This window comes from Actinoplanes sp. M2I2 (assembly GCF_023544445.1).
Taxonomy (GTDB): domain Bacteria; phylum Actinomycetota; class Actinomycetes; order Mycobacteriales; family Micromonosporaceae; genus Actinoplanes.
In genome coordinates this window covers 412,324-433,186 of the sequence record NZ_JALPVJ010000001.1, presented here as the reverse complement: position 1 = coordinate 433,186, position 20,863 = coordinate 412,324, and the positions used below count along the sequence as shown (strand labels likewise).

Genomic DNA, 20,863 nt, shown 5'->3' with positions numbered 1-20,863 from the left:
GATGGAGAACGCGATCGAGGTCCGGGACCTTGTCGTCGAGCGCGGCCGCCGGCGCGTGCTGCACGGCATCTCCTGTGACGTCGCGGCGGGCCGCGTCACCGGGCTGCTCGGCCCCAGCGGCAGCGGCAAGACCACCCTGATCAGGGCGGTCGTCGGTGTGCAGGTCGTCCGCTCGGGCACGGTCACGGTGCTGGGACGCCCGGCCGGCAGTGCGCCCCTGCGGCGCGAGGTCGGCTACGTGACCCAGGCGCCGAGCGTCTACGCCGACCTTTCCGTACGGGAGAACGCGCGCTACTTCGCCGCGCTGCACGGCCTCGGCGCCCCCGTGGCCGACCGCGCGATCGCCGACGTCGGTCTCGCCGCCGCGGCCGGTCAGCTCGTCGGCAACCTCTCGGGCGGCCAGCGCAGCCGGGCCTCGCTGGCCTGCGCGCTGATCGGCGATCCCGGACTGCTCGTGCTCGACGAGCCCACCGTGGGGCAGGACCCGGTGTTGCGCGCCGACCTGTGGTCCCGTTTCCACGAACTGGCCGCGGGCGGCACGACCCTGCTCGTCTCGAGCCACGTCATGGACGAGGCCGGCCGCTGCGACCGCCTGCTGCTGATCCGCGAGGGCCTGCTGATCGGCGACGGCGCCCCGGCCGCCATCCGGGCCAGGGCCGGCACCGACGACCTGGAAGAGGCGTTCCTGAGGTTGATCCAGGAGCGGCCGGAGGTCGCGGCATGAGCCTCCGGATCACCTTCGCGACCGCGGGCCGCATCCTGCGGCAGTTGCGGCACGACCGGCGCACGGTGGCGTTGCTGCTGGTCGTCCCGGCTCTCCTGCTCGGGTTGCTGTTCTTCATGTACGACGGGCCGGGCGCGACCTTCGACCGGATCGCGCTGACCATGCTCGGCATCTTCCCGTTCGTGATCATGTTTCTGGTGACCAGCATCGCGATGCTGCGTGAGCGCACCACCGGCACGCTCGAACGGCTGCTGACCACCCCGCTCGGCCGGCTGGATCTGCTGTTCGGCTATGGCTTGGCGTTCGGCCTGGCGGCCACGCTGCAGGGGGCGGTCGCCACCGGCGCGGCGTACTGGCTGCTGGGTCTGCGGACCACCGGGAGCGCCGGGCTGGTCGTGCTGATCGCCGTCCTCAATGCCGTCCTCGGCGTGGCGCTCGGCCTGTTCTGCAGCGCCTTCGCCCGTACGGAATTCCAGGCCGTACAGTTCCTGCCGGTGGTCGTGGTGCCGCAGATCCTGCTGTGCGGGCTGTTCGTGCCGCGCGAGCAGATGGCCGGCTGGCTCGGGGCGATCAGCGACGTGCTGCCGCTGACCTACGCCGTCGAGGCGCTCACCCAGGTGGGCAGCTCGGCCGGCCTGACCGCCACGATGGGACGCGACCTGGTCGTGGTGGCCGGCGCCGCCGTCGTCGCGCTGACGCTGGCCGCGGCGACCCTGCGCCGGCGGGCCCCGTGAGAACTGTCGAGGGAGCTTGATTGGTCAGGCGCAGTGGGCGGCGTCCCGGCAACCAGGACACGCGCGCGTCCATCCTGGAGGCCGCGCGGGCGAGCTTCGCCGAGAAGGGGTACGACAAGGCGTCGATCCGGGCCATCGCGGGGGACGCCGGCGTCGACCCGGCCCTGGTGCATCACTATTTCGGCACCAAGGAGAAGCTCTTCCTGGCCGTGCTGAACGCGCCGATCAACCCGGGCGAGCTGATCCCCCAGGCGCTCGAAGGCCCCCGTGACCAGGCCGGGGAACGGCTGATCCGGCTCGCTATCAGCGTGTGGGACTCGCCCGCGGGCACGGCGGCGCTGGCCGTCTTCCGCTCGGCGCTGAGCAATGAGTGGACGGCCCGGCTGCTGCGCGAGTTCGTGGTCACCCAGATCCTGCGCCGCGCGGTCGGCGAGATCATCGCCGACCCGGACGAGGCCCCGATGCGGTCGGCGCTGGTCGCCACGCAGATCGCCGGGACCCTGGTCACCCGCTATGTGCTGCGGATCGAGCCCCTGGCCGGCGCCCATCCCGACACCATCGCGGCCGCGGTCGGCCCGAACATCCAGCGGTTCCTCACCGACCCGATGCCCGAGGTCTTCCCGCCGTCCTGAGCCGCGCCCCCAGCCGGTGCAGCCTCTCAGCCGGTGCAGCCTCTCAGCCGGTGCAGCCTCTCAGCCGGTGCAGCCTCTCAGCCGGTGCAGCCTCTCAGCCGGTGCAGCGGTGGCAGAGCACCGGGTGCAGCAGGTGGGCCAGGTCGTGACGGTCGGTCACCGGGCGCGGGAAGGCCAGCCGGGCCAGCTTGTCGTCGAGGCGCACCAGGAAGCCGTAGCGGTCCATGCGCACGACCTTGGGCTCGGCGACCGGCTGGAACGTCCGGCCGAGCTGGCGGCGCACGTAGGCGCTCATCTCGGCCTCGTGGTGGTCGAGCAGGTCGGCGATCAGGTCGAACTCGATGCGGCAGAGCGGGTCGGGCGTGGCCTCGGCGAACTCGTCGATGTCGACGTCGTGCAGGTTCTCGTTGCGCTCGTACCGCACCTCGGCGATGTCCACCCGGTGCAGGACGTGGCCCTCGCCGACGTCGAGCAGGTCGCCCGAGGCGTCGATCTCGGCGTAGTCGAGCGTCGCGGCGCGCGCCTCGTCGCCCTCTAGCAGGCTGGCCCAGCCCGACATCCACACGCGGCCGAGAGCGGGCGAGCCGGCCATCGGCGGCACGTCGGAGATGTCGAGCACCATCGCGGTGTCGTCGGTGCCTTCCTGGGGACGGAGGGCGCCCGCGAGGGCGCCGTCGCGCGGCGAGAGCAGGAGCACCCGGCCGTTGGCATCGGTGACGTGCCGCACGGGCAGGGGCCCCGGACGGCACGCGACGTGCGCGACGCCGGGGAGGTGGCCGGCGGCGAGCGTACGCGCGATCTCGGCGTGGGTGGGCTGCATGGTCAGAACCTCCGGGCACACGTTAGGCTTGCCTTAGTAAGGTGAGGCTAACCGTAACAGCTGATGTTCGGAACACCGGCCTCAAGCGCAAGTGACTCGGAGACTTCATGAACAACTCCCGACCCAAGGCCAAGCTCTCCCGGGCGCTCGGCATCCCGCTGACGCCGAAGTGCGTGAAGTACTTCGAGAAGCGGCCCTTCCCGCCGGGCGTGCACGGGCGGTCCCGCCGCAAGGCCTCGGACTACCAGGTCCGGCTGCTCGAGAAGCAGCGGCTGCGGCACCAGTACAACATCAGCGAATCCCAGATGCGCAAGGCGTACGACGACGCCCACCGGGCCGAGGGCAAGACCGGCGAGACGATGGTCACCCTGCTCGAGCGCCGGCTCGACGCCACCGTGGTGCGGGCCGGCCTGGCCCGCACCATCTACCAGGCCCGCCAGCTGGTCGTGCACGGGCACTTCACGGTCGACGGCAAGAAGGTGGACCGGCCGGCCTACCGGCTCAAGCCGGGTCAGGTCGTCGAGGTGCGCGAGAGCAGCCGGCAGAAGCCGCCGTTCCAGATCGCGGCTTCTGGTGCTCACCTTGATGGGCCTACTGCGCCTTATCTCTCTACTGTGCTTGAGGATCTTCGTACTACCGTGATTCGGCTTCCCCAGCGGTCGGAGATCCGGGTGCAGTGTGATGAGCAGCTCGTGGTGGAGTTTTACGCTCGGTAGGTGTGAGGTGAGGTCTGGGTTGGGGTGAGGTCTGGTTTGGGGTGAGCTCTGGTTGGGGTGAGCTCTGGTTTTGGTTGGGCTCTGGACTTTCGGTCTGCTGTGTTTATGGCTCCGCTTCGCTGCGCGGGCGATTGCCTCTTTTAGGCCAATGAGGAGGGAGCCGTTTTCCCGCCGCCGCAAAGAGCGCGGCGTCGGGAAAACGGCTCCCTCCTCATTGGCGAGGCAATCGCGGGTAGCTGGACAGTTCAGGGGCGCAGGAAATTTGCCGTGTCGGCTGCGCCGAAGAACGGTGTGCTCCCGCCGGCTGGGAATTTGCCGTGTCGGCTGCGCCGAAGGACGGTGTGCTCGCGGCTAAGGCGCGGGGCGCGGGAGCGCGGGAGCGCGGGAGCGCGGGAGCGCGGGAGCGCGGGAGCGCGGGAGCGGGAGCGGGAGCGCGGGGGTGCGCTACCTGGTTTGTTCTAGCCAGGAGGCGTATAGGTTTGCGTAGATTGAGTCTTTTTGGGTTAGTAGGTCTGCGTGGGGGCCTCTTTGTACTACGCGGCCTGCGTCTACGACGATCACCTCGTCGGCGGCCTGGGCTGTGGAGAGGCGGTGGGCGATCGCTACGGTGGTGCGGCCTCGGGTTACGAGGTCCAGGGCGTGCTGGAGGCGCACCTCGGTGGCGGGGTCTACGGCGCTGGTGGCCTCGTCGAGCACCAGCAGGTCGGGGTCGGCCACGTAGGCCCGGACCAGCGCCACCAGCTGCCGCTCCCCCACGCTGAGCGCCTCACCCCGCTCGCCCACCGGGGTCTGCAGCCCGTTGGGCAGGCCGGCCAGCCAGTCGGCCAGGCCGAGCTCGGTGAACGCGGCCGTCAGCTGGTCGTCGGTCAGCGACGCGTCGGCGAAGCGGATGTTCTCGCCGATGGTGGCGTCGAACAGGAAACCGTCCTGCGGCACCATCACGACCCGCGACCGCAGAGCCGAGAACCGTACGTCCCGCAGGGGCGTCCCGGAGAGCAGAACCTCACCCTCCACGGGGTCCATCAGCCGGGTGAGCAGCTTGGCGAACGTCGTCTTGCCCGAGCCGGTCTCACCGACCACGGCGACCTTGGTGCGGGCCCGCAGCGAGAGGTCGACGTCGGCCAGCACGATCGGGCCGCCGGGGTAGCGGAACGACACGTCGGCGAAGCGCACCGACAGCGGCCCGGCAGGCAGGTCGACGCCGGCCTCGTCCGGGTCCTTCACGTCGGGTTCGAGATCGAGCACGTCGAGCACCCGGCGCCAGCCGGCCACCGCGTTCTGCGCCTCGTTGAGCATGTCGGTGGCGATCTGCACGGGCTGGATGAACAGCGTCACCAGGAACAGGAACGCGGTCAGCCGGCCCACGGTCAAGCCACCGTCCACGCCGATCAGCACGCCGGCCACGACCACCCCGGCCAGGGCCAGGCCCGCGCCCACCTCGCCGCTGGAGAAGCTGGTCACGCTGGTGCGCAGGGCCTTCTTCTGGGCGACCTCGAGCCGCCCGATCGAGGTGTCCAGCCGCTTCTCGGTGCGCCCGGCCACCCCGTACGCCCGGATGACGGTGGCCCCGACGACGCTCTCGGCGATGGCGCCCAGCATGACGCCGGTCCGCTCGCGGACGGCGCCGTAGACGGCGGCCAGCCGCTTCTGAAAGAGCCGGATGATCGCCACGGCCGGGCCGAACGCGAGCAGCACCACGATCGTCAGCTGCCAGGAGTAGATGAACATCACGATCGTCGAGACCAGCAGCTGCCCGCTGGCCAGCAGCAGTTGCACACCGCCGGTCTGCAGGAACAGCGAGATCTGGTCGACGTCGCTGGTCACCCGGGACACCATCGTGCCGCGCCGCTCGGACTGCTGGTGCAGCATCGACAGGTCGTGGATGTGCCGGAACGTCCGGGAGCGCAGCGCCCCGAGCGCGGTCTCGCTGACCGTGAACAGGCGCCGGGTCATCAGGTAACCGGCCAGCGTCGAGATCATCAGCGCCACGAACGTGAACGCCACGACCTTGACGACGAAGGCCAGGTCGGGACCGCCGGCGCCGCGGATGCCATGGTCGATGCCCTGCTGGACGGCGATCGGCACGGCCACCCGCCCGGACATCTGCACCACCGCGAGGGCGATCGTGCCGCCCAGCCCCGGACGCAGCTCGGGGGAGAGTGCGAGCCCTCGTTTGATGGTCGCGTAGGTGCCGGCGGTCATGCCTCTGCCTCGACCCTCTCGGCCTCGGCCTTGTCGGCTTCGGCCTTCTCGTACGCGGTGACCAGATCGACGTAGCCGGGGTGGGCGGCCAGCAGCTCGGTGTGCGTGCCGGTGGCGACGACCTTGCCCTGCTCGAGGTAGACCACCTCGTCGGCCAGCGCGATCGTGGCCCGCCGGTAGGCGACCACCAGGATCGACGCGCCCGCGTCCCCGCCCCGCAGCGAGGCCAGGATGGCCGCCTCGACGCGCGGGTCGACGGCGCTGGTCGCGTCGTCGAGCACCAGCATCCGCGGGCGTCCGGCCAGCGCGCGGGCCAGCGTGAGCCGCTGCCGTTGCCCGCCGGAGAGCGACGTGCCGCGCTCGCCCACCGCGGTGTCGAGGGCGCCGGGCAGCTTGGCCACGAAACCGTCGGCCTCGGCCAGCCGCAGCGCCTCCCAGACCGCGGCGTCGTCCACGGTCTCGCGTTCGAGCGTGATGTTGCCCCGCACGGTGTCGTCGAAGACGAAGGGCAGCTGCGGTACGAGCGCGGAGGCGGTGGTCAGGCCGGCCTCACTGAGCACGGGCAGCGGCGTGCCGTCCAGGGTGATCTCGCCGGCGTCCGGGTCGACCAGGCGCACGGCGAGCGACGCGATGGTCGACTTGCCCGAGCCGGTCGCGCCGACCAGCGCCACGGTCCGGCCCGGCGGCACGGTGAAGGACACGTCGTTCAGGACGAGCGGCCCGTCCCCGTACGCGAAGTCGACCTTGTCGAACCGCAGCGTGGCCGGTCCGCTGCCGGCCACGGTGGCCGTGCCGTAGGCGAGGTCGCCCTCGGCCGCCAGCACGGCCTGAACCCTCTCCCAGCCGGCGACGCTGCGCGGCAGCTCGCCGAGCACCCAGCCGATCGCCCGCACCGGGAAGGCCAGCACGGTGAACAGGAACGCGACGGTGACCAGCTCGGTCACGGTGATCGCGCCGTTCTGCAGCCGCCAGGCGCCGAGCAGCAGCACGGCCAGCGTGCCGACGCTGGGCAGCGCGTCCATGATCGGGTCGAACAGCCCGCGCAGCCGGCCGACCGAGATCAGCGCGTCGCGCAGCTCGTCGACGAAGACCTTGAAGCGGCGGGACTCGTCCTCCTCGCGGCCCATGGTCTTGACCACGAGCGCGCCGTCGAAGCTCTCGTGCGCGACCGCGCTGACCTTGGCCCGCATCCGCTGCGCCTTGATCTGCCGCGGCGACATGCGGCGGGCGTAGAAGGTGTTCAGGGCGAACAGCGCCGGAAAGAGCACGACGCCGACCATCGCGAGCACCCAGTCGGTGAGGAACAGCGCCACCACGGCGGCCAGGATCATGACGATGGTGCCGACCGCGAACGGGAGCGGCGCGATCGGCACGAAGGACGCCTCGACGTCGGAGTTGGCGTTGGAGAGCAGCGTCCCGGTGGCGTGCTTCTGGTGCCAGGCCGGCGGCAGCGACAGATAGCGCCGGGTCACCGCGCGCCGGTAGCGGGCCTGCAGGCGGAACTGCATGTAACCCGCGCCGAGGCGGCGGCCGAAGATGGTCGCCACGCGGAGCACGCTGAGACCGAGGAAGACGGCGGCGATCAGGACGAGGGTGCCGGTGGTGGTGGAGCCGGCGCCGAACGCGGGGACCACGACGCGGCCGATGACGGCGCCGACGACGTACGAGTTGGCGATGACGAGCAGGCCGAAGACGCTGCTGCCGGCCACCCCGATGGTGAACAGGCGCGGCTCGGTGCGAATCGCCTGGCCCAGCACCCGCAGTCCCCGTACCAGCACGTCGCGGCTGGACCTGGTGCTCAAATTTCCTACCTGACTGGTAAGTGTTTGCCGACGGTTCCGGCCTTACATACCCATCTTGGCGAACACGTCGTCGTGGTTCACCTTCATGACCTGTGTCTACGATCACGTTGTGACCGCCTATGCCCAGCGTGAACGACGCCTCCTCGCGGACCTGCTCCTTCGCCTCGGCCCGGACGAGCCGACTCTGTGCGAGGGATGGACCACTCGCGATCTCGCGGCGCACCTGGTCGTCCGGGAACGCCGGCCCGACGCGGCAGTCGGGGCGATGCTCCCGCCCCTGCGGGGTTACGGCGAACGCGTCCGGCGGCGGACCGCCGCTCGACCTTACGCCGAGATCGTGCACGAGATGCGGACGCAGCCCTGGTGGAACCCGATGAGCAGTCCACCGCTGGACAGGGCGCTCAACACGCTCGAGTTCTTCGTCCACCACGAGGACGCGCGGCGCGGCCGGCCCGGCTGGGAGCCGCGCGAGCTGGAACCCGGCCTGGAGGCCGCGCTGTGGCGCAACCTCAAGCTCACCGGCAAGCTGTCGCTGCGCCGGACCGGCGCGGCGGTCACCGTCGAGGCCCCCCGGTACGGGTCGTTCGCCGTCGGCGACTCGCCGGCCACCACCTTGTCGGGCCCGCCCGGCGAGCTCGCCCTGTTCCTCACCGGCCGCCGCGAGCACGCCCGCGTCACGGTCGACGGCACCGGCCTGGACGAGGTTCGCCTGAGCATCTGATTGGCCCGATCATTCGGCACCCGATTGGACCAAACGGCGAGCCAATGCCCGCCTAGCGTGAAGCCATGCCTTCGAACAATCCGCGAGCGGCGGGCGCGACCACCGGACTGTCGCTCCCGCAGGGCGTCGCGCTCTGCGTGGGCGCCGTGCTCGGCACCGGCGTGATCTCGATGCCCGCCCTCGCGGCCGAGGTCGCCGGCCCGGCCTCCCTGGTCGCCTGGCTCGCCCTGATCGTCCTGTCCGCCCCGCTGGCCTGGACCTTCGCGGCCCTCGGGGCCCGGCACCCGGACGGTGGCGGGGTCTCTACCTACGTCCGGCTGGCGTTCGGCCCGCGCCTGGGCGCCGCCGTCGGCTGGTGCTTCTTCTTCGCCGTGCCGCTCGGCGCGCCGGCCGCCGCAGCGTTCGCCGGCGGCTACGTGGCCGACGTGATCGGCGGCGGCCGGACCACCGTGCTGCTGACGTTCCTGGCCATCGTCGGCGCGGTCTTCGCGATGAACTGGTTCGGGCTGCGCGTCACGGGGCGCGTCCAGCTCGTGCTGACCGGGGTGCTGGCCGTGCTGCTGGTGGTGACCGTGGTGGCCGCGCTGCCGCACGCCCGCTGGGACAACCTCACCCCGTTCGCGCCGTTCGGCTGGTCGGGGGTCGGCTCGGCGGCGGCCGTGCTGGTGTGGGGGTTCGCCGGGTGGGAGGCGGTGTCGTCGCTGGCCGGCTCCTACCGCCACCCGCGCCGGGACGTGCCACGGGCCACCGCCATCGCCGTCGTGGTGGTCGGCGGTCTGTACCTGGCCGTCGCGGTGACCAGCGTGCTCGTGCTCGGGCCGGCGCTCGGCAGCAGCTCGGCTCCGCTGGCCGACCTGCTCGCGTCCGGCTTCGGTGGTCCGGTCCGGGTGATCACCGCGGTGGTGGCCGTGCTGCTGACCATCGGGGCGGTCAACGCGTACCTGGCCGGGGCCTCGCAGCTCGGGGCGGCGCTGGCCCGCGACGGCGCGCTGCCCGTGCGGCTGGCCGGGACGCCCCGCCGGTCGCTGCTCGTGGTCTTCCTGAGCAGCCTGGTCTACGCCGTGCTGCCGATCGACCTGCACACCGCGCTGCTGCTGGTCACCGGGTGCTTCACGCTCGTCTACGTGATCGGGACGGCGGCCGCGCTTCGCCTGCTGCCGCGCGGCCGCCTGCGGATCGTGGCCGCGACCGGGCTCGTGTCGGTGCTCGGGCTGCTCTGGCTCAACGGACCGCCCGCGCTGCTCAGCCTGGTGATCGTCGCGGCGTCGCTGGCCTATCAGACGTGGCGGTCCAGGAGGCCGGCTCAGACGTGGCGGTCCAGAAGGCCGGCTCAGACGTGGCGGTCCAGGAGGTCGGCTCAGACATGGCGGTCCAGGAGGTCGGCGAAGAGCGCCAGACCCTCGTCGATCAGCGCCGGATCGGTGGCGCCGAACCCGAACACGAAGCCGGCCTGCCTCGTCGGCGAGTCCGAGTAGTCCCGCAGGTCGTCGAGCGCCAGACCGGCCCGGGCCGCCGCGGTCACCACCGCGGTGGAGTCCGCGTCGGTCAGCGCCGTGAGGTGCAGACCGGCGGCCGAGGCGACGATGCGCAGCCCGGGCTGGGCGCCGAGGGCCGCCGCGATGCGGGCGTGCCGTTCCCCGTACGCCTTGCCGGCCCGGCGGACATGCCGGGCCAGCAATCCCTCGTCGAGGAAGCGCGCGAGGGCCGCCTGCACGGCCGGCTGCCCGTAGCCGTCACCCAGCTGGCGCGCCGCGACCAGGGCATCGCGCAGCCCCGGCGTCGCCAGCACGAAGCCGGTGCGCACGGCCGGGATCATGCTCTTGGAGAACGTGCCCACATAGAGCACCCGGCCGGCCGTGTCCAGGCTGTGCAGCGGCTCCAGCGGGCGCGCCGAGAAGCGGAACTCGCTGTCGTAGTCGTCCTCGACGATCGCCGCCGGCCGGGTGCGGGCCCAGTCGAGCAGCTCGCGCCGGCGGGCCAGGCTCATCGCCCGGCCGAGCGGGAACTGGTGGGACGGCGTGGTGTAGACCAGCCGGCAGTGCGCGGGCAGGTCGGCCACCACGAGGCCCTGCTCGTCGACCGGCACGAGGGTCACCCGGGCGCCCAGCGCGGCCAGGATGCGACGGGCCGGCGGATAGCCCGGCTCCTCGACGGCGACCACGTCCCCCGGCCTGACCAGCACGCGGGCGATCAGGTCGAAGGCGTGCTGTGCGCCGTTGGTCACGACCACGTCGGCCGCGGTCGTCCGCACGCCGCGGGAGACGCCGAGATAGCGCGCGATCGCCTCGCGCAGGGCCGGGTGCCCGGCCGGTTCCCCGTACGTCCCGGGGTTGTTGGCCCGCAGCCGGAGCTCGGCCGCGACCAGGCGCCGCCAGGCGTCGAACGGGAAAAGACCGGCGTCGGGTATGCCGGTGCGGAAGTCGTAGCGCGGCGCCCGCACCGCACCGCTGGCCGGCAGCGGCTTCCAGCTCCAGTCCGTACGCGGTCGCAGCGGATCGGCGGTCGTCCGGCGCCGGGACCGGACGGCGGGCACGGCCGCCACGAACGTCCCCGCCCCGACCCGCGACGACAGGTAGCCCTCGGCGGTGAGCCGCTCGTAGGCGGCGGCGACGCTGCCCCGCGCGACGCCGAGGTCGGCGGCCAGCGCCCGGGTCGCGGGCAGCCGCTCCCCCGACGGCAGCCGCCCGTCCACGATCGCCGTCCGCAGCGCCCGGTACACCGCGGCGGTCTTCCCGTCCGTCCCGTCCAGCCGAATGATCAGGTCCACCCGCCCATTCTCCGCACTATGGCCCAATCGGTATGGCAGCGATCGAGGCTCGTCACGCTTAGGCTCACCGGTAATTGAAGTGACGAACGTCTATTCAAGCTCCGGGAAGGATCAGTATGGCGACTCGACGTACCCTGGCCGCCGGCCTGCTCGCCGCGGTCACCGCGATCTCCGCGGCCGTCGCGGGTGGCACCGCGGCCGCGGCCGCCCCCGCCGGGGAGATCCGGCTGGCCGGCACCGCCACCGCGGTCCCCGGCAGCTACATCGTCGTTCTGAAGCCGGGCGCCAAGTCGCTCGGGGCCACCTTCGGCGGTCAGATCCGGCAGCGCCTCGACGTGATCAACGGCTACGAGACCAGCATGACCGAGGCCCAGGCCAAGCGGCTCGCCGCCAGTTCCACCGTCGCGTACGTCGAGCAGAACCAGACGATCTCGCTGTCCGCCACCCAGAACAATGCCACGTGGGGCCTGGACCGCATCGACCAGCGCAACCGGCCGCTGAGCACGACGTACACCTATCCCGTGACGGCGTCGAACGTCACCGCGTACATCGTCGACACCGGCATCCGGTACACGCACAACGAGTTCGGCGGGCGGGCCACGGCCGGGTACGACGCCGTCGGCACCGGCGCGGTGGACTGCAACGGACACGGCACCCACGTGGCCGGCACGGTCGGCGGCGCGGCCTACGGCGTCGCCAAGGCGGTCCGGCTGGTCGGCGTGCGCGTGCTCAACTGCTCGGGCAGCGGCACCACGGCCGGCGTCATCGCCGGCGTCAACTGGGTCAGCAACCAGACGGCCCGGCCCGCGGTGGCCAACATGAGCCTCGGCGGCGGCGTCAGCTCCACGTTGGACAACGCGGTCAACACCGCGATCACCCGGGGCATCACCTTCGCTCTGGCCGCCGGCAACTCCAGCGCGAACGCCTGCAACTCCTCGCCCTCGCGCGTGGCCGCCGCCATCACGGTCGGCGCGACCACCAGCACGGACGCCCGGGCGAGCTACTCCAACTACGGCACCTGCGTCGACATCTTCGCCCCCGGTTCGTCGATCACGTCGGCCTGGTACAACTCCAACACCGCGACCAGCAGCATCAGCGGCACCTCGATGGCCAGCCCGCACGTGGCCGGGGCGGCCGCCCTGGTGCTCTCGCGCAACACCGGCTACAGCCCGGCCCAGGTCCGCGACAGCCTGGTCAACAGCGCCACCACCGGCGTCGTCACCAACCCCGGCACGGGTTCGCCCAACCGCCTGCTCTTCGTCGCCCAGTAGGCAACTGCCGGCTCAGGGTCGCCCGGCTCCGCTCGTGCGGGGCCGGGCGCTCCGGTGTACCGAATAGATGTCCGTCGACAGCGCGGACCTTATCCTGCTGTGCGTGACGATGAGACCGCGTAACGTGTTCTGGTCCGGAGTGGGGCCGTGAGCTCGTTGTGGCGCAACCGCGAGTTCACTCTCCTGTGGACGAGCCAGAGCCTGTCCGATCTGGGCGGGGCCATCGCCACGCTGGCCATTCCGCTGCTGGTCCTCGACGTGACCGACTCGGCCGTGCAGGCCGGGGCCGTCGGGACGGCGGCACAGGTCACCAAGCTGATCTGCCGCCTGCCGTCCGGCGTGCTGGCCGACCAGCTCAACCGGCGCCGGGCGATGCTCGCCTGCGACGCGATCCGGCTGCTCGCGTTCGTCGCGCTGGCCGTGGTCGTGGCCGGCGGGCACGCGAGCCTGACCGGGATCATCGTCGTGGCCGTCGTCGACGCGGTCTGCGGGTCCCTGTTCCACACCACCGAGCACGCGGCCCTGCGCAGCATCGTGCCGGCCGGGCAACTTCCCGCCGCGGTCGCCCGGAACGAGGCCCGCAGCTACGGCACCTCGCTGGCCGGGCCACCGCTGGGCGGGGTCCTGTTCGGCATCACCGCCGCGCTGCCGTTCCTCGGGAACGCGCTGTCCTATCTGGCCTCGCTCATCGGCATCGCCCTGATCCGCAAGCCGCTGCAGACCGAGCACCGGCACCGGCACCGGCACGGGCACCGCGCAGCCCTGCTGGAGGGCCTGCGCTTCGTCACCGGCAACCCGTTCCTGCGGACGGTCCTGCTCATCGCCGCCCCGCTCAACCTGGCCCTGTACGGCGCGACGTTCACCATCGTCGTCACCCTGCAGAGCCACGACGTGACCCCGGGCGTGATCGGACTGACCGAGACCATCGTCGGGGCCGGCGGGCTTCTCGGCGCCCTGGCCGCACCGGCCCTGCAACGGCGGCTCTCGTTCGCCGTCCTGATCCGCGGCCTCTGCTGGGCGGCCACCCTGTTCCTGGTGCTCAGCGCGTTCCTCTCCGGCAGCGTCGCGGCGGCCACGCCGATCGCTCTGGCGATCTTCGTGGGGCCGGCGTGCAACGCCGCCCTGTTCGGCTATCAGGCGGCCATCACGCCCGACCACCTGCAGGGCCGGGTGCTCAGCGTCATCTTCCTGTTCGCCATGTCGGCCGGCACCGCGGCGCCGCTGCTGGCCGGGGTCTTCGTCACCGTCTGGAGCCCACCGGTGGGCATCCTGCTCTTCGCGGCCGCCGTCGCCGTGTCGGCCGTGACCGCGAGCCTGGCCCCGGCCATCCGCGAGCTGCGCCCCCTCGACGAGGCGGTCCCGCTCTGACCAACACCCGCCGAGCTCCGACGACGGCCGAGATCACGCTCGCGCCGGACACCGACGACCTGACCCAGCCCCGCACAGGCCGACACTCGCCTGAACGACGGTGGTCCGGCCGCGTGGAACCCCGCCGAGCGGACGCTCGGCTGACCAGCGACCACGCCGACATCGTGGCGCAGACCCGCCGCGCCTCGACCAGGCAGCCCACACCATCAACGGCCCCGCCAACCCGCGCTCCGACGAGGCGACCCCGCGCCCATCAACGCCCACCGACCGGCGCGCTCCGAGGAGGCCACCCCGGGCCGATCAACGCCCGCCGACCGGCGCGCTCCGAGGAGGGCCGAAACTCCGCCCGCGCCAGACACCGACGACCTGACCCAGCCCCGCACAACGCAACGCCCGCCGACCGCCGCGCCTCAGCGAGGCAACCCCGCATCCATCGACGCCGACCAACCCGCGCGCTCCGACGAGGCAACCCCGGGCACTTATCAACACCCGCCACCGGCGCGCCCCGACGAGGCAACCCCACAGCCATCGACGCCTACCGAGCCGCGCCCTCCGACGAGGCAACCCCGGGCCGATCAACGCTCGTCGACCGGCGCGCTGCGACGAAGCAGCCAGCACCGATCAACCCACACCGATCAACCCGCACCGCCCGGCGCGCTACGACGGGGCAACGCCCAGCCGATCAGCGCTCGTCGGCCAGGCGGTGCCGGTATTCGCGCATCGCCAGGGCGTACGTCTGGTCGTCCAGGGTCCAGTCGCTGTGGCCGGGCTCGGCGGCGCCGCGGTTGAGCTGCGTCTGCAGGGTCATCACGGCCGACGACAGGCCGCTGAACGGGCGGCCCCGCCACAGCTGCTCACCGGCCGGCGCGACCTCGACCAGGTCGTCCTCGACGACGATCAGCCCGGCGCCGGCCAGGCGACGGATCGACTCCTCGAGCTCGGCCCGGCTCGGGACGCTGTGGTGCAGGAAGTCGGCCGCGCCCAGCAGGTCGGCCAGGCTGGCCCCGGCCATCGGCAGGGCGGCGTGCTGGGCGCGGTCGCGCTCGAGGCGCTCGGCGATGACCGCGGCCACGAAGATCCAAGCGTCGTTCCACTGCCAGCCGCCAGCCCCCATGCGGCAATGATGCCGTGCGACCCGGGCCCCGGGAAGCAAATGTGTCGCGATGATCGCAAACCTGTGACTGATGATCTTGAGTGCTAAACCGAATCAGTGTCGCAAACCGCTCAGTCCTTTTCGGACCTCCGGACGCGGTTCGCCGCCGGGCACCGTGCACAGCGGCAGGAACAGCTGCACCAGCGGTCCGATGGCCAGAGCGTACGCGATCGTGCCGATCCCGACCGTGCCGCCGAGCAGGAACCCCACACCGAGGACCAGCACCTCGATCGAGGTGCGGACCAGCCGGACCGACAGCCGCGGGAAGCGCCCGACGATGCCGGTCATCAGCCCGTCCCGCGGGCCCGGCCCGAACCGGCTGCCGATGTACAGGCCCGTGGCCAGACCGTTCAACAGGATGCCGGCCACCAGAAACCCGATCCGGGCCGGAAGCGACGCGACCGCGGGCAGCACGTGCAGGGCGCCGTCCACCGCGAAGCCGACCACGACCAGATTGGCCACCGTGCCGAAGCCGGGGCGCTGCCGCAGGGGGATCCACAGCAGCAGGATCGGGATGCCGAGCAGGATCACCACCCACCCGAAGCTGATCCCGGTGACCTTCGACAGGCCCTGGTGGAACACGTCCCACGGATTCAGGCCCAGTGCCGACTCGATCGTCAGCGCCATGCTGGCGCCGTAGAGCACCAGCCCGGCGAAGAGCTGGACGGTGCGCCGGATGAGACGACGATCTCGGTTGTCACTCGGGTCCATGAATGCCACTCTGAAGGCCAATCAGGCGGAGCTGAAGAGCCAATTTGCCGGGAGTGGCTGTGACGACGACGATACGCGGTGGCCAATTGGCCCGGCTGCTCGGCCAGTGGCATTCCCTGCCCGGTCGTCACCGCAGTCCCGACTACGCGGCTCTCGCCGCCGCCGTCCGGGGTCTGCTCTCCGACGGGCGTCTGCCCCTGGGGGTACGGCTGCCGGCCGAGCGCGAGCTGGCCGAGGCGCTCGCCGTGAGCCGTACGACGGTCAGCGCCGCCTATCGCACCCTGCGCGAGACCGGCCACCTCACCAGCCGGCGCGGCGCCGGCAGCTGGACCACGCTGCCCAACGGCCACCGGGTCGCCACCTCGGGGCTCTGGACCCCCGACGACGACCGCAGCGTGATCGACCTCGGCGTGGCCGCCTCGGCCGCCCCGGCCGAGCTGGTGCCGGCCGCCCGTGCCGCCGCCGACGACCTGCCGCGCTATCTGGGCAGCGCCGGCTACCACCCGACCGGGCTGATCGAGCTGCGCGAGAAGGTCGCGGCCGGCTACCGGGAGCGCGGGGTGGCCACCTCGGCCGAGCAGATCCTCATCACCGGCGGCACCCAGCAGGCCCTCGACCTCGTGCTCCGGCTGCTCACCCCGCCCGGCTCCCCGGTGCTGGTGGAGGCGCCCACCTATCCGAACGCGCTGGCCGCGCTGGCCGCCCGGCGCGCCCGCATCAGCACCCACGGGCTCGACACGGCCACCGGCTGGGACGGCGAGATGCTGCTCGGGGCGCTGCGCCAGACCCGTCCCCGGCTCTCGTACGTGATCCCCGAGTTCCACAACCCGACCGGGCACCTGATGACGGCCGACCTGCGTGAACGGCTGGTCGCCACGGCGCACAGCACGGGCACCGACCTGATCGTCGACGAGTCGTGGGTCGACCTGCGGCTGGACGGCGACGAGATGCCCCCACCGGTTGCGGTGTTCGACCGGCACTCCCGCGTGGTGTCGATCGGCGGCATGAGCAAGGGCTACTGGGGCGGCCTGCGGATCGGCTGGGTGCGCGCGTCGGCGCCGCTGGTGCAGCGTCTGGCGGCCATCCGGGTGGGCGTCGACATGGCCAGCCCGGTGCTGGAGCAGCTGGTCGCCGTCCGCCTGCTCGACCAGTCGGCCACGATCCTCGGCGACCGCCGGGCCGAACTGCGCCGGCAGCGCGACGCCCTGGCCGCGGCGGTCACCGAGCTGCTGCCGGAGTGGCGTTTCGTGCTGCCGCGGGGCGGCGCCACCATCTGGGCCGAGCTCGACGGCCCGATCTCGAGCGCCCTGGCCCGGGCGGCCGAGGACGTCGGCGTACGCCTGGCTCCCGGACCCCGCTTCGGGCTGGACGGCACGCTGGAGCGCTACCTGCGGTTGCCGTTCGCCCTGCCGGCCGAGGAGCTGACCGAGGCGGTACGCCGCATCGCCTCCGTGCGGCACGACCTGGACCGGGCGACGACCCCGTCGTGGCGCACGCCCTCGGTCATCGCCTGAGGGACAAGACCCTGACGGACGAGCCCCTGACGGACGAGACCCTGACGGACGAGCCCCTGACGGACGAGCCCCTGACGGACGAGCCCCTGACGGACGAGACCCTGACGGACGAGACCCTGAGGGACGAGCCTCAGACGAGCCAGGCGCCGTCGCGCATCAGGAGCCGGTCCGGGATTTCGTTCTCCTCGCGCCAAGCCTGGATGCGGTCGGGGCGCAGGGCAAGGAAGACGTAGGACTCCCCGGCCGTCCGGGGGTCCCAGTCGCTCTGGGCGGCATAGGCCGCACCCTCGACCTCGGCCTCGGCGACCGGGATAGTGGCCTCGAGCGCCGCGTCGACCAGCACGACGTCCCGGGTCGGGCCCAGACCGATCCGGGCCCGGCTGCCCGCGGCGAGATTGCGCGCCGTCACCGACGTCCTCGAGGTGGCCAGCAGGATGCGCTCGTCGAGCCAGGCCAGGGTGAGTGGCACCAGATGGGGCCCGGCGTCGCCGGCCGTGGCCACCCAGGCGTCCACCACCGGGCCGGTGAGCCGGGCCAGCACGTCCGCCTTGCGTTCCTGCCGGGATCGGGGATCGTCAGCCATCGCCGCAGCCTACGACGAAGCGGCCGGGACCTCAGCCCCGGCCGCCTGCGTGAGCGACGTCAGATCTGTGCGAGCGACCCGGCGTACATCTTGTCGATCTGCTCGGCGAAGTTGGTCTCGACCGACCGCCGCTTGATCTTCATCGAGGGGGTGATCTCGCCGGCCTCGATGCTCAGGTCACGCGGGAGGATCGCGAACTTCTTGATCGTCTCCCAGCGGTTGAGCTTGGCGTTGAGCTCCTGCACGTAGCCCTCGACCATCTTCTCGGTCTCGGGCGCGGCCACGATCTCCTCGTAGCTCTTGCCGGCCAGCGGACCACCGGCGGCCCAGCCCTTGATCGCGTCCTCGTCGAGCGAGATCAGCATGGTGACGAAGTTGCGGGCCTGGCCGACCACGACCGCCTGCGAGGTGTAGGGGCACACGGCCTTGAACTGGCCCTCGATCGCGCTCGGGGCGATGTATTTGCCGCCGGACGTCTTGACCAGGTCCTTCTTGCGGTCGGTGATCGTGAGGAAGCCGTCGGCGTCGAGCTCGCCGATGTCGCCGGTGCGCAGGAAGCCGTCCTCGGTGAACGCCTCGGCGGTCTCGGCCGGCAGGTCGTGGTAGCCCCGCATGACCGGCCGGCCGCGCAGCAGCACCTCGCCGTCGGCGTCGATGCGGCACTCCAGGTCGCCCAGCGGCAGGCCGACCGTGCCGATCCGGAGCTTGTCGAGCCGGTTGACGAAGTTGGCCGCGCTGCTCTCGGTCAGGCCGTAGCCCTCCATGATCGGCAGGTTGGCGGCCGCGAAGAACTCGGCGATCTCGCGGCTGAGCGGCGCCGAACCGCTGACCAGCACGCGCAGGTGCCCGCCGAGACGGGCCTGCAGCTTGGAGAAGACCAGCTTCTCGGCCACGGCGAACTTGAGCTTGAGCGCGCCCGGAAGCGGCTTGCCGGCCTGCTCGAGCGCCACCTTCTGCTTACCGGTGGCGACCGCCCAGTGGAAGATCTTGGCCTTGGCGCCGCCGCCGGCCAGGGCCGTGGTGACGGTCTTGTTGTAGACCTTCTCGAAGATGCGGGGCGCCGCGCACATCAGCGTCGGCCGGACCACCGAGAGCATGTCGACGAGCTTGTCGACCCGACCGTCCACGTACGTCGGGACGCCGACGTGGATGATGCCGCAGAGCAGCGTCTTGCCGAAGGAGTGCGAGAGCGGCAGCCACAGGTACTGCAAGTCGGTCGACTCGAACAGACCGAGACTCGACTGGGCGACACCCTCCCAGGTCCAGCCGGAGTGCAACAGCTGCACACCCTTGGGCCGGCCGGTGGTGCCCGAGGTGTAGATCAGGGTGGCGAGGTTGTCGGGCCCGATCGACTCGACCACCTCCTCGATCAGGGTGGGGCGCTCGCGCAGGACGGCCGCGCCACGCTCCTCGAGCTCGGCCATCGTCATCTGCGGCGGAGTCGCGCCCGCGTCGGCCGGGCCGTCGATCAGCACCACCCGGACCACGTCGGTGTCGATGCCGGAGATCTTCAGCGCCTGCTTGGCGTTCTCGGCGATCAGCACCTTGGACCCGGAGTTGGACACGATGAAGCTCGCGTCCTCGGGCTCGGTCGTCGGGTAGACCGTGGTGGTGGCCGCGCCGGCGCAGTTGATGCCGAGGTCGGCGAGCACCCACTCGAAGCGCGTGGAGGACAGGATGGCCACCCTGTCCTCGAGGCCGACACCGAGGTCTCGCAGGCCCGCCGCGATCGCCGACGCGCGCTCACCCACCTGCGCCCACGTGAACCAGACCAGGCCCGTGTCGTCGGCGTTCGGCACCGCGAACGCCTGACCGTTGGGGGTGGCGGCCACGCGCTTGAAGAACATGTCGGGGATCGACCGGTAGGGAACCTCGAGAGCCATCGGCGCCGCCTTATGGTCAGTTGTCCGGGGGATTTAACTTTTCTGTTACCGCAGGGTATTGGCCCGGCGGCAGGACGGCTAGTGCCGTTCCGGCGTCGGCGAAACGCGCGGATCGACACCACAAGTGTATCGACCGCCACATCGGCTCGTCCCACGACGTGAAACGTGGTTTTGCCCGGCTTCGGGCCCCCCGGGCAGTTGTCCTCCGGCATGCATTTCTCAGGACATTCCCAGCCTCGCGCGGCTCAGCGAACCGGGTTTCCGGCCCGGCCGAGCGCCTGCTTGACCTCGCCGATGGTGAGATCTCCGAAGTGGAAGACGCTGGCGGCCAGCACGGCGTCGGCGCCGGCGGTCACCGCGGGCGGGAAGTGCTCCACGGCGCCCGCGCCACCGCTGGCGATGACCGGGATGCCGACCACCGCCCGGACGGCGGCGATCAGGTCGAGGTCGAAGCCCGCCTTGGTGCCGTCGGCGTCCATCGAGTTGAGCAGGATCTCGCCCGCGCCGAGCTCGGCCACCCGCGCGGCCCACTCGATCGCGTCCAGGCCGGCGCTGCGCCGCCCGCCGTGCGTGGTGACCTCCCAGCCGCTGGGCTGCTCGGCCGAGCGGCGGACGTCGAGCGACAGCACGAGCACCTGGTTGCCGAAGCGCTCGGCGATCTCGCGGATCAGTTCGGGGCGGGCGATCGCCGCCGTGTTGACCCCGACCTTGTCGGCGCCGGCGCGCAGCAGCACGTCCACGTTCTCCACCGAGCGGACGCCGCCACCGACGGTGAGCGGGATGAACACCGACTCGGCGGTCCGGCGGACCACGTCGAGCATCGTGCCGCGGTCGTCGGAGGAGGCGGTCACGTCCAGGAACGTCAGCTCGTCGGCGCCGGCCGCGTCGTACGCGGCGGCCAGCTCGACCGGGTCGCCGGCGTCGCGCAGGTCGACGAAGTTGACCCCCTTGACCACGCGGCCCGCGTCCACGTCGAGGCAGGGGATCACACGCACCGCAACCGTCATGCTCCTACCCTAACGAGCCGGCCAGGCCCGGTTTTCAGCCTGGTCAGCCCGAGCAGGACGCCACCGACGACCAGCACTCCCCCGGCCACGTCGACCGGGTGGACGCGCTCGCCCAGGAAGAGCGCGGCCGAGGCCACGCCGAAGAACGGGAAGTGGTCGAGGCCGGTCTCGATCACCACGAAGTTGAAGCCCCAGACGGCCATGACGGCCACGGCCAGTCCGATGTCACGTGGTTTCATGAGGCGATCCTCGACG

General features: G+C 71.8%; 19 protein-coding genes. 9 read left to right on the top strand and 10 right to left on the bottom strand.

From position 1 onward, the window contains the following. Position 1: 1 nt before the first annotated feature. From HJC40_RS02095 to HJC40_RS02085, 3 genes are read left to right on the top strand one after another with little or no spacing between them, the layout of a single operon-like run. Positions 2-724 carry an ABC transporter ATP-binding protein gene (locus HJC40_RS02095; RefSeq protein ID WP_249998213.1) on the top strand — a complete coding sequence of 241 codons (723 nt, stop codon included), beginning with the start codon at positions 2-4 and terminating at the stop codon, positions 722-724. After that, positions 721-1,458 (top strand): ABC transporter permease, encoded by a 738-nt coding sequence (locus HJC40_RS02090; RefSeq protein WP_249997879.1) that lies wholly within the window; start codon positions 721-723, stop codon positions 1,456-1,458. Before HJC40_RS02095 ends, HJC40_RS02090 begins: the two co-directional genes overlap by 4 nt. A gap of 20 nt (positions 1,459-1,478) precedes the next feature. Further along, complete coding sequence (locus HJC40_RS02085) at positions 1,479-2,090, top strand: TetR family transcriptional regulator (protein ID WP_249997878.1); 612 nt, start codon at positions 1,479-1,481, stop codon at positions 2,088-2,090. 94 nt (positions 2,091-2,184) lie between these two features. On the opposite strand, the gene HJC40_RS02080 is transcribed toward HJC40_RS02085, so the two are convergent. After that, positions 2,185-2,910 carry a DUF2470 domain-containing protein gene (locus HJC40_RS02080; protein ID WP_249997877.1) on the bottom strand — a complete coding sequence of 242 codons (726 nt, stop codon included), beginning with the start codon at positions 2,908-2,910 and terminating at the stop codon, positions 2,185-2,187. A 107-nt stretch (positions 2,911-3,017) separates the two neighbouring features. Here HJC40_RS02080 and rpsD point away from each other — a divergent pair, with 107 nt between their 5' ends. Next, positions 3,018-3,626 (top strand): 30S ribosomal protein S4, encoded by a 609-nt coding sequence (gene rpsD / locus HJC40_RS02075; RefSeq protein ID WP_249997876.1) that lies wholly within the window; start codon positions 3,018-3,020, stop codon positions 3,624-3,626. 444 nt (positions 3,627-4,070) lie between these two features. On the opposite strand, the gene HJC40_RS02070 is transcribed toward rpsD, so the two are convergent. Together HJC40_RS02070 and HJC40_RS02065 are read right to left on the bottom strand one after the other, a co-directional pair. Next, a complete protein-coding gene (locus HJC40_RS02070) occupies positions 4,071-5,828 on the bottom strand; it encodes an ABC transporter ATP-binding protein (protein ID WP_249997875.1) in 1,758 nt (585 codons plus the stop codon). Continuing rightward, positions 5,825-7,630, bottom strand: a complete 1,806-nt coding sequence (locus tag HJC40_RS02065; protein ID WP_249997874.1) for an ABC transporter ATP-binding protein — start codon at positions 7,628-7,630, stop codon at positions 5,825-5,827. The genes HJC40_RS02070 and HJC40_RS02065 overlap by 4 nt, the downstream gene beginning before the upstream one ends. Positions 7,631-7,739: 109 nt before the next feature. Between HJC40_RS02065 and HJC40_RS02060 the strand changes: the two genes are divergently transcribed. After that, a complete protein-coding gene (locus HJC40_RS02060; RefSeq protein WP_249997873.1) occupies positions 7,740-8,351 on the top strand; it encodes a TIGR03085 family metal-binding protein in 612 nt (203 codons plus the stop codon). Positions 8,352-8,416: 65 nt separating this feature from the next. Continuing rightward, entirely contained in the window at positions 8,417-9,826 is a 1,410-nt protein-coding gene (locus HJC40_RS02055) for an APC family permease (protein ID WP_249997872.1), read from the top strand. Here the strand turns inward: HJC40_RS02055 and HJC40_RS02050 are convergent. Beyond that, on the bottom strand, positions 9,709-11,118 hold the full coding sequence (locus tag HJC40_RS02050; RefSeq protein ID WP_249997871.1) for a PLP-dependent aminotransferase family protein: 1,410 nt from the start codon (positions 11,116-11,118) through the stop codon (positions 9,709-9,711). The genes HJC40_RS02055 and HJC40_RS02050 overlap by 118 nt on opposite strands. 116 nt (positions 11,119-11,234) lie before the next feature. On the opposite strand from HJC40_RS02050, the gene HJC40_RS02045 reads away from it, so the two are divergent. Beyond that, the gene (locus HJC40_RS02045) at positions 11,235-12,389 is read left to right on the top strand and encodes a S8 family peptidase (RefSeq protein WP_249997870.1); all 1,155 of its coding nucleotides are present in this window, start codon (positions 11,235-11,237) and stop codon (positions 12,387-12,389) included. Between the two features lie 147 nt (positions 12,390-12,536). Beyond that, positions 12,537-13,757, top strand: coding sequence for an MFS transporter (locus HJC40_RS02040; RefSeq protein ID WP_249997869.1), 1,221 nt, complete (start codon positions 12,537-12,539; stop codon positions 13,755-13,757). Between the two features lie 682 nt (positions 13,758-14,439). On the opposite strand, the gene HJC40_RS02035 is transcribed toward HJC40_RS02040, so the two are convergent. Together HJC40_RS02035 and HJC40_RS02030 are read right to left on the bottom strand one after the other, a co-directional pair. Further along, entirely contained in the window at positions 14,440-14,871 is a 432-nt protein-coding gene (locus HJC40_RS02035) for a hypothetical protein (protein ID WP_249997868.1), read from the bottom strand. 93 nt (positions 14,872-14,964) lie between these two features. Beyond that, positions 14,965-15,621 carry a YitT family protein gene (locus HJC40_RS02030; RefSeq protein WP_249997867.1) on the bottom strand — a complete coding sequence of 219 codons (657 nt, stop codon included), beginning with the start codon at positions 15,619-15,621 and terminating at the stop codon, positions 14,965-14,967. A 59-nt stretch (positions 15,622-15,680) separates the two neighbouring features. On the opposite strand from HJC40_RS02030, the gene HJC40_RS02025 reads away from it, so the two are divergent. Then, positions 15,681-17,135, top strand: a complete 1,455-nt coding sequence (locus tag HJC40_RS02025; protein WP_249997866.1) for a PLP-dependent aminotransferase family protein — start codon at positions 15,681-15,683, stop codon at positions 17,133-17,135. A gap of 130 nt (positions 17,136-17,265) precedes the next feature. Here HJC40_RS02025 and HJC40_RS02020 read toward each other — a convergent pair whose 3' ends face one another. The 4 genes from HJC40_RS02020 to HJC40_RS02005 form a co-directional block, all read right to left on the bottom strand. After that, positions 17,266-17,718: a pyridoxamine 5'-phosphate oxidase family protein gene (locus HJC40_RS02020; protein ID WP_249997865.1), complete on the bottom strand. Its 453-nt coding sequence runs from the start codon at positions 17,716-17,718 to the stop codon at positions 17,266-17,268. Positions 17,719-17,777: 59 nt separating this feature from the next. Continuing rightward, complete coding sequence (locus tag HJC40_RS02015) at positions 17,778-19,601, bottom strand: long-chain fatty acid--CoA ligase (RefSeq protein ID WP_249997864.1); 1,824 nt, start codon at positions 19,599-19,601, stop codon at positions 17,778-17,780. A gap of 245 nt (positions 19,602-19,846) precedes the next feature. Next, a complete protein-coding gene (hisF, locus tag HJC40_RS02010; RefSeq protein WP_249997863.1) occupies positions 19,847-20,608 on the bottom strand; it encodes an imidazole glycerol phosphate synthase subunit HisF in 762 nt (253 codons plus the stop codon). Continuing rightward, a complete protein-coding gene (locus HJC40_RS02005; RefSeq protein WP_249997862.1) occupies positions 20,605-20,847 on the bottom strand; it encodes a hypothetical protein in 243 nt (80 codons plus the stop codon). Before HJC40_RS02005 ends, hisF begins: the two co-directional genes overlap by 4 nt. Positions 20,848-20,863 lie beyond the last annotated feature (16 nt).

What these genes read in the sequence shown, in the direction of transcription:
- HJC40_RS02015 (WP_249997864.1), bottom strand. Translation starts at nt 19,601, where the DNA reads ATGGCTCTCGAGGTTCCCTACCGGTCGATCCCCGACATGTTCTTCAAG.
- rpsD (WP_249997876.1), top strand. Translation starts at nt 3,018, where the DNA reads ATGAACAACTCCCGACCCAAGGCCAAGCTCTCCCGGGCGCTCGGCATC.
- HJC40_RS02055 (WP_249997872.1), top strand. Translation starts at nt 8,417, where the DNA reads ATGCCTTCGAACAATCCGCGAGCGGCGGGCGCGACCACCGGACTGTCG.
- HJC40_RS02005 (WP_249997862.1), bottom strand. Translation starts at nt 20,847, where the DNA reads ATGAAACCACGTGACATCGGACTGGCCGTGGCCGTCATGGCCGTCTGG.
- HJC40_RS02045 (WP_249997870.1), top strand. Translation starts at nt 11,235, where the DNA reads ATGGCGACTCGACGTACCCTGGCCGCCGGCCTGCTCGCCGCGGTCACC.
- HJC40_RS02090 (WP_249997879.1), top strand. Translation starts at nt 721, where the DNA reads ATGAGCCTCCGGATCACCTTCGCGACCGCGGGCCGCATCCTGCGGCAG.
- HJC40_RS02020 (WP_249997865.1), bottom strand. Translation starts at nt 17,718, where the DNA reads ATGGCTGACGATCCCCGATCCCGGCAGGAACGCAAGGCGGACGTGCTG.
- HJC40_RS02095 (WP_249998213.1), top strand. Translation starts at nt 2, where the DNA reads ATGGAGAACGCGATCGAGGTCCGGGACCTTGTCGTCGAGCGCGGCCGC.
- HJC40_RS02080 (WP_249997877.1), bottom strand. Translation starts at nt 2,910, where the DNA reads ATGCAGCCCACCCACGCCGAGATCGCGCGTACGCTCGCCGCCGGCCAC.
- HJC40_RS02035 (WP_249997868.1), bottom strand. Translation starts at nt 14,871, where the DNA reads ATGGGGGCTGGCGGCTGGCAGTGGAACGACGCTTGGATCTTCGTGGCC.
- HJC40_RS02030 (WP_249997867.1), bottom strand. Translation starts at nt 15,621, where the DNA reads ATGGACCCGAGTGACAACCGAGATCGTCGTCTCATCCGGCGCACCGTC.
- HJC40_RS02070 (WP_249997875.1), bottom strand. Translation starts at nt 5,828, where the DNA reads ATGACCGCCGGCACCTACGCGACCATCAAACGAGGGCTCGCACTCTCC.
- hisF (WP_249997863.1), bottom strand. Translation starts at nt 20,608, where the DNA reads ATGACGGTTGCGGTGCGTGTGATCCCCTGCCTCGACGTGGACGCGGGC.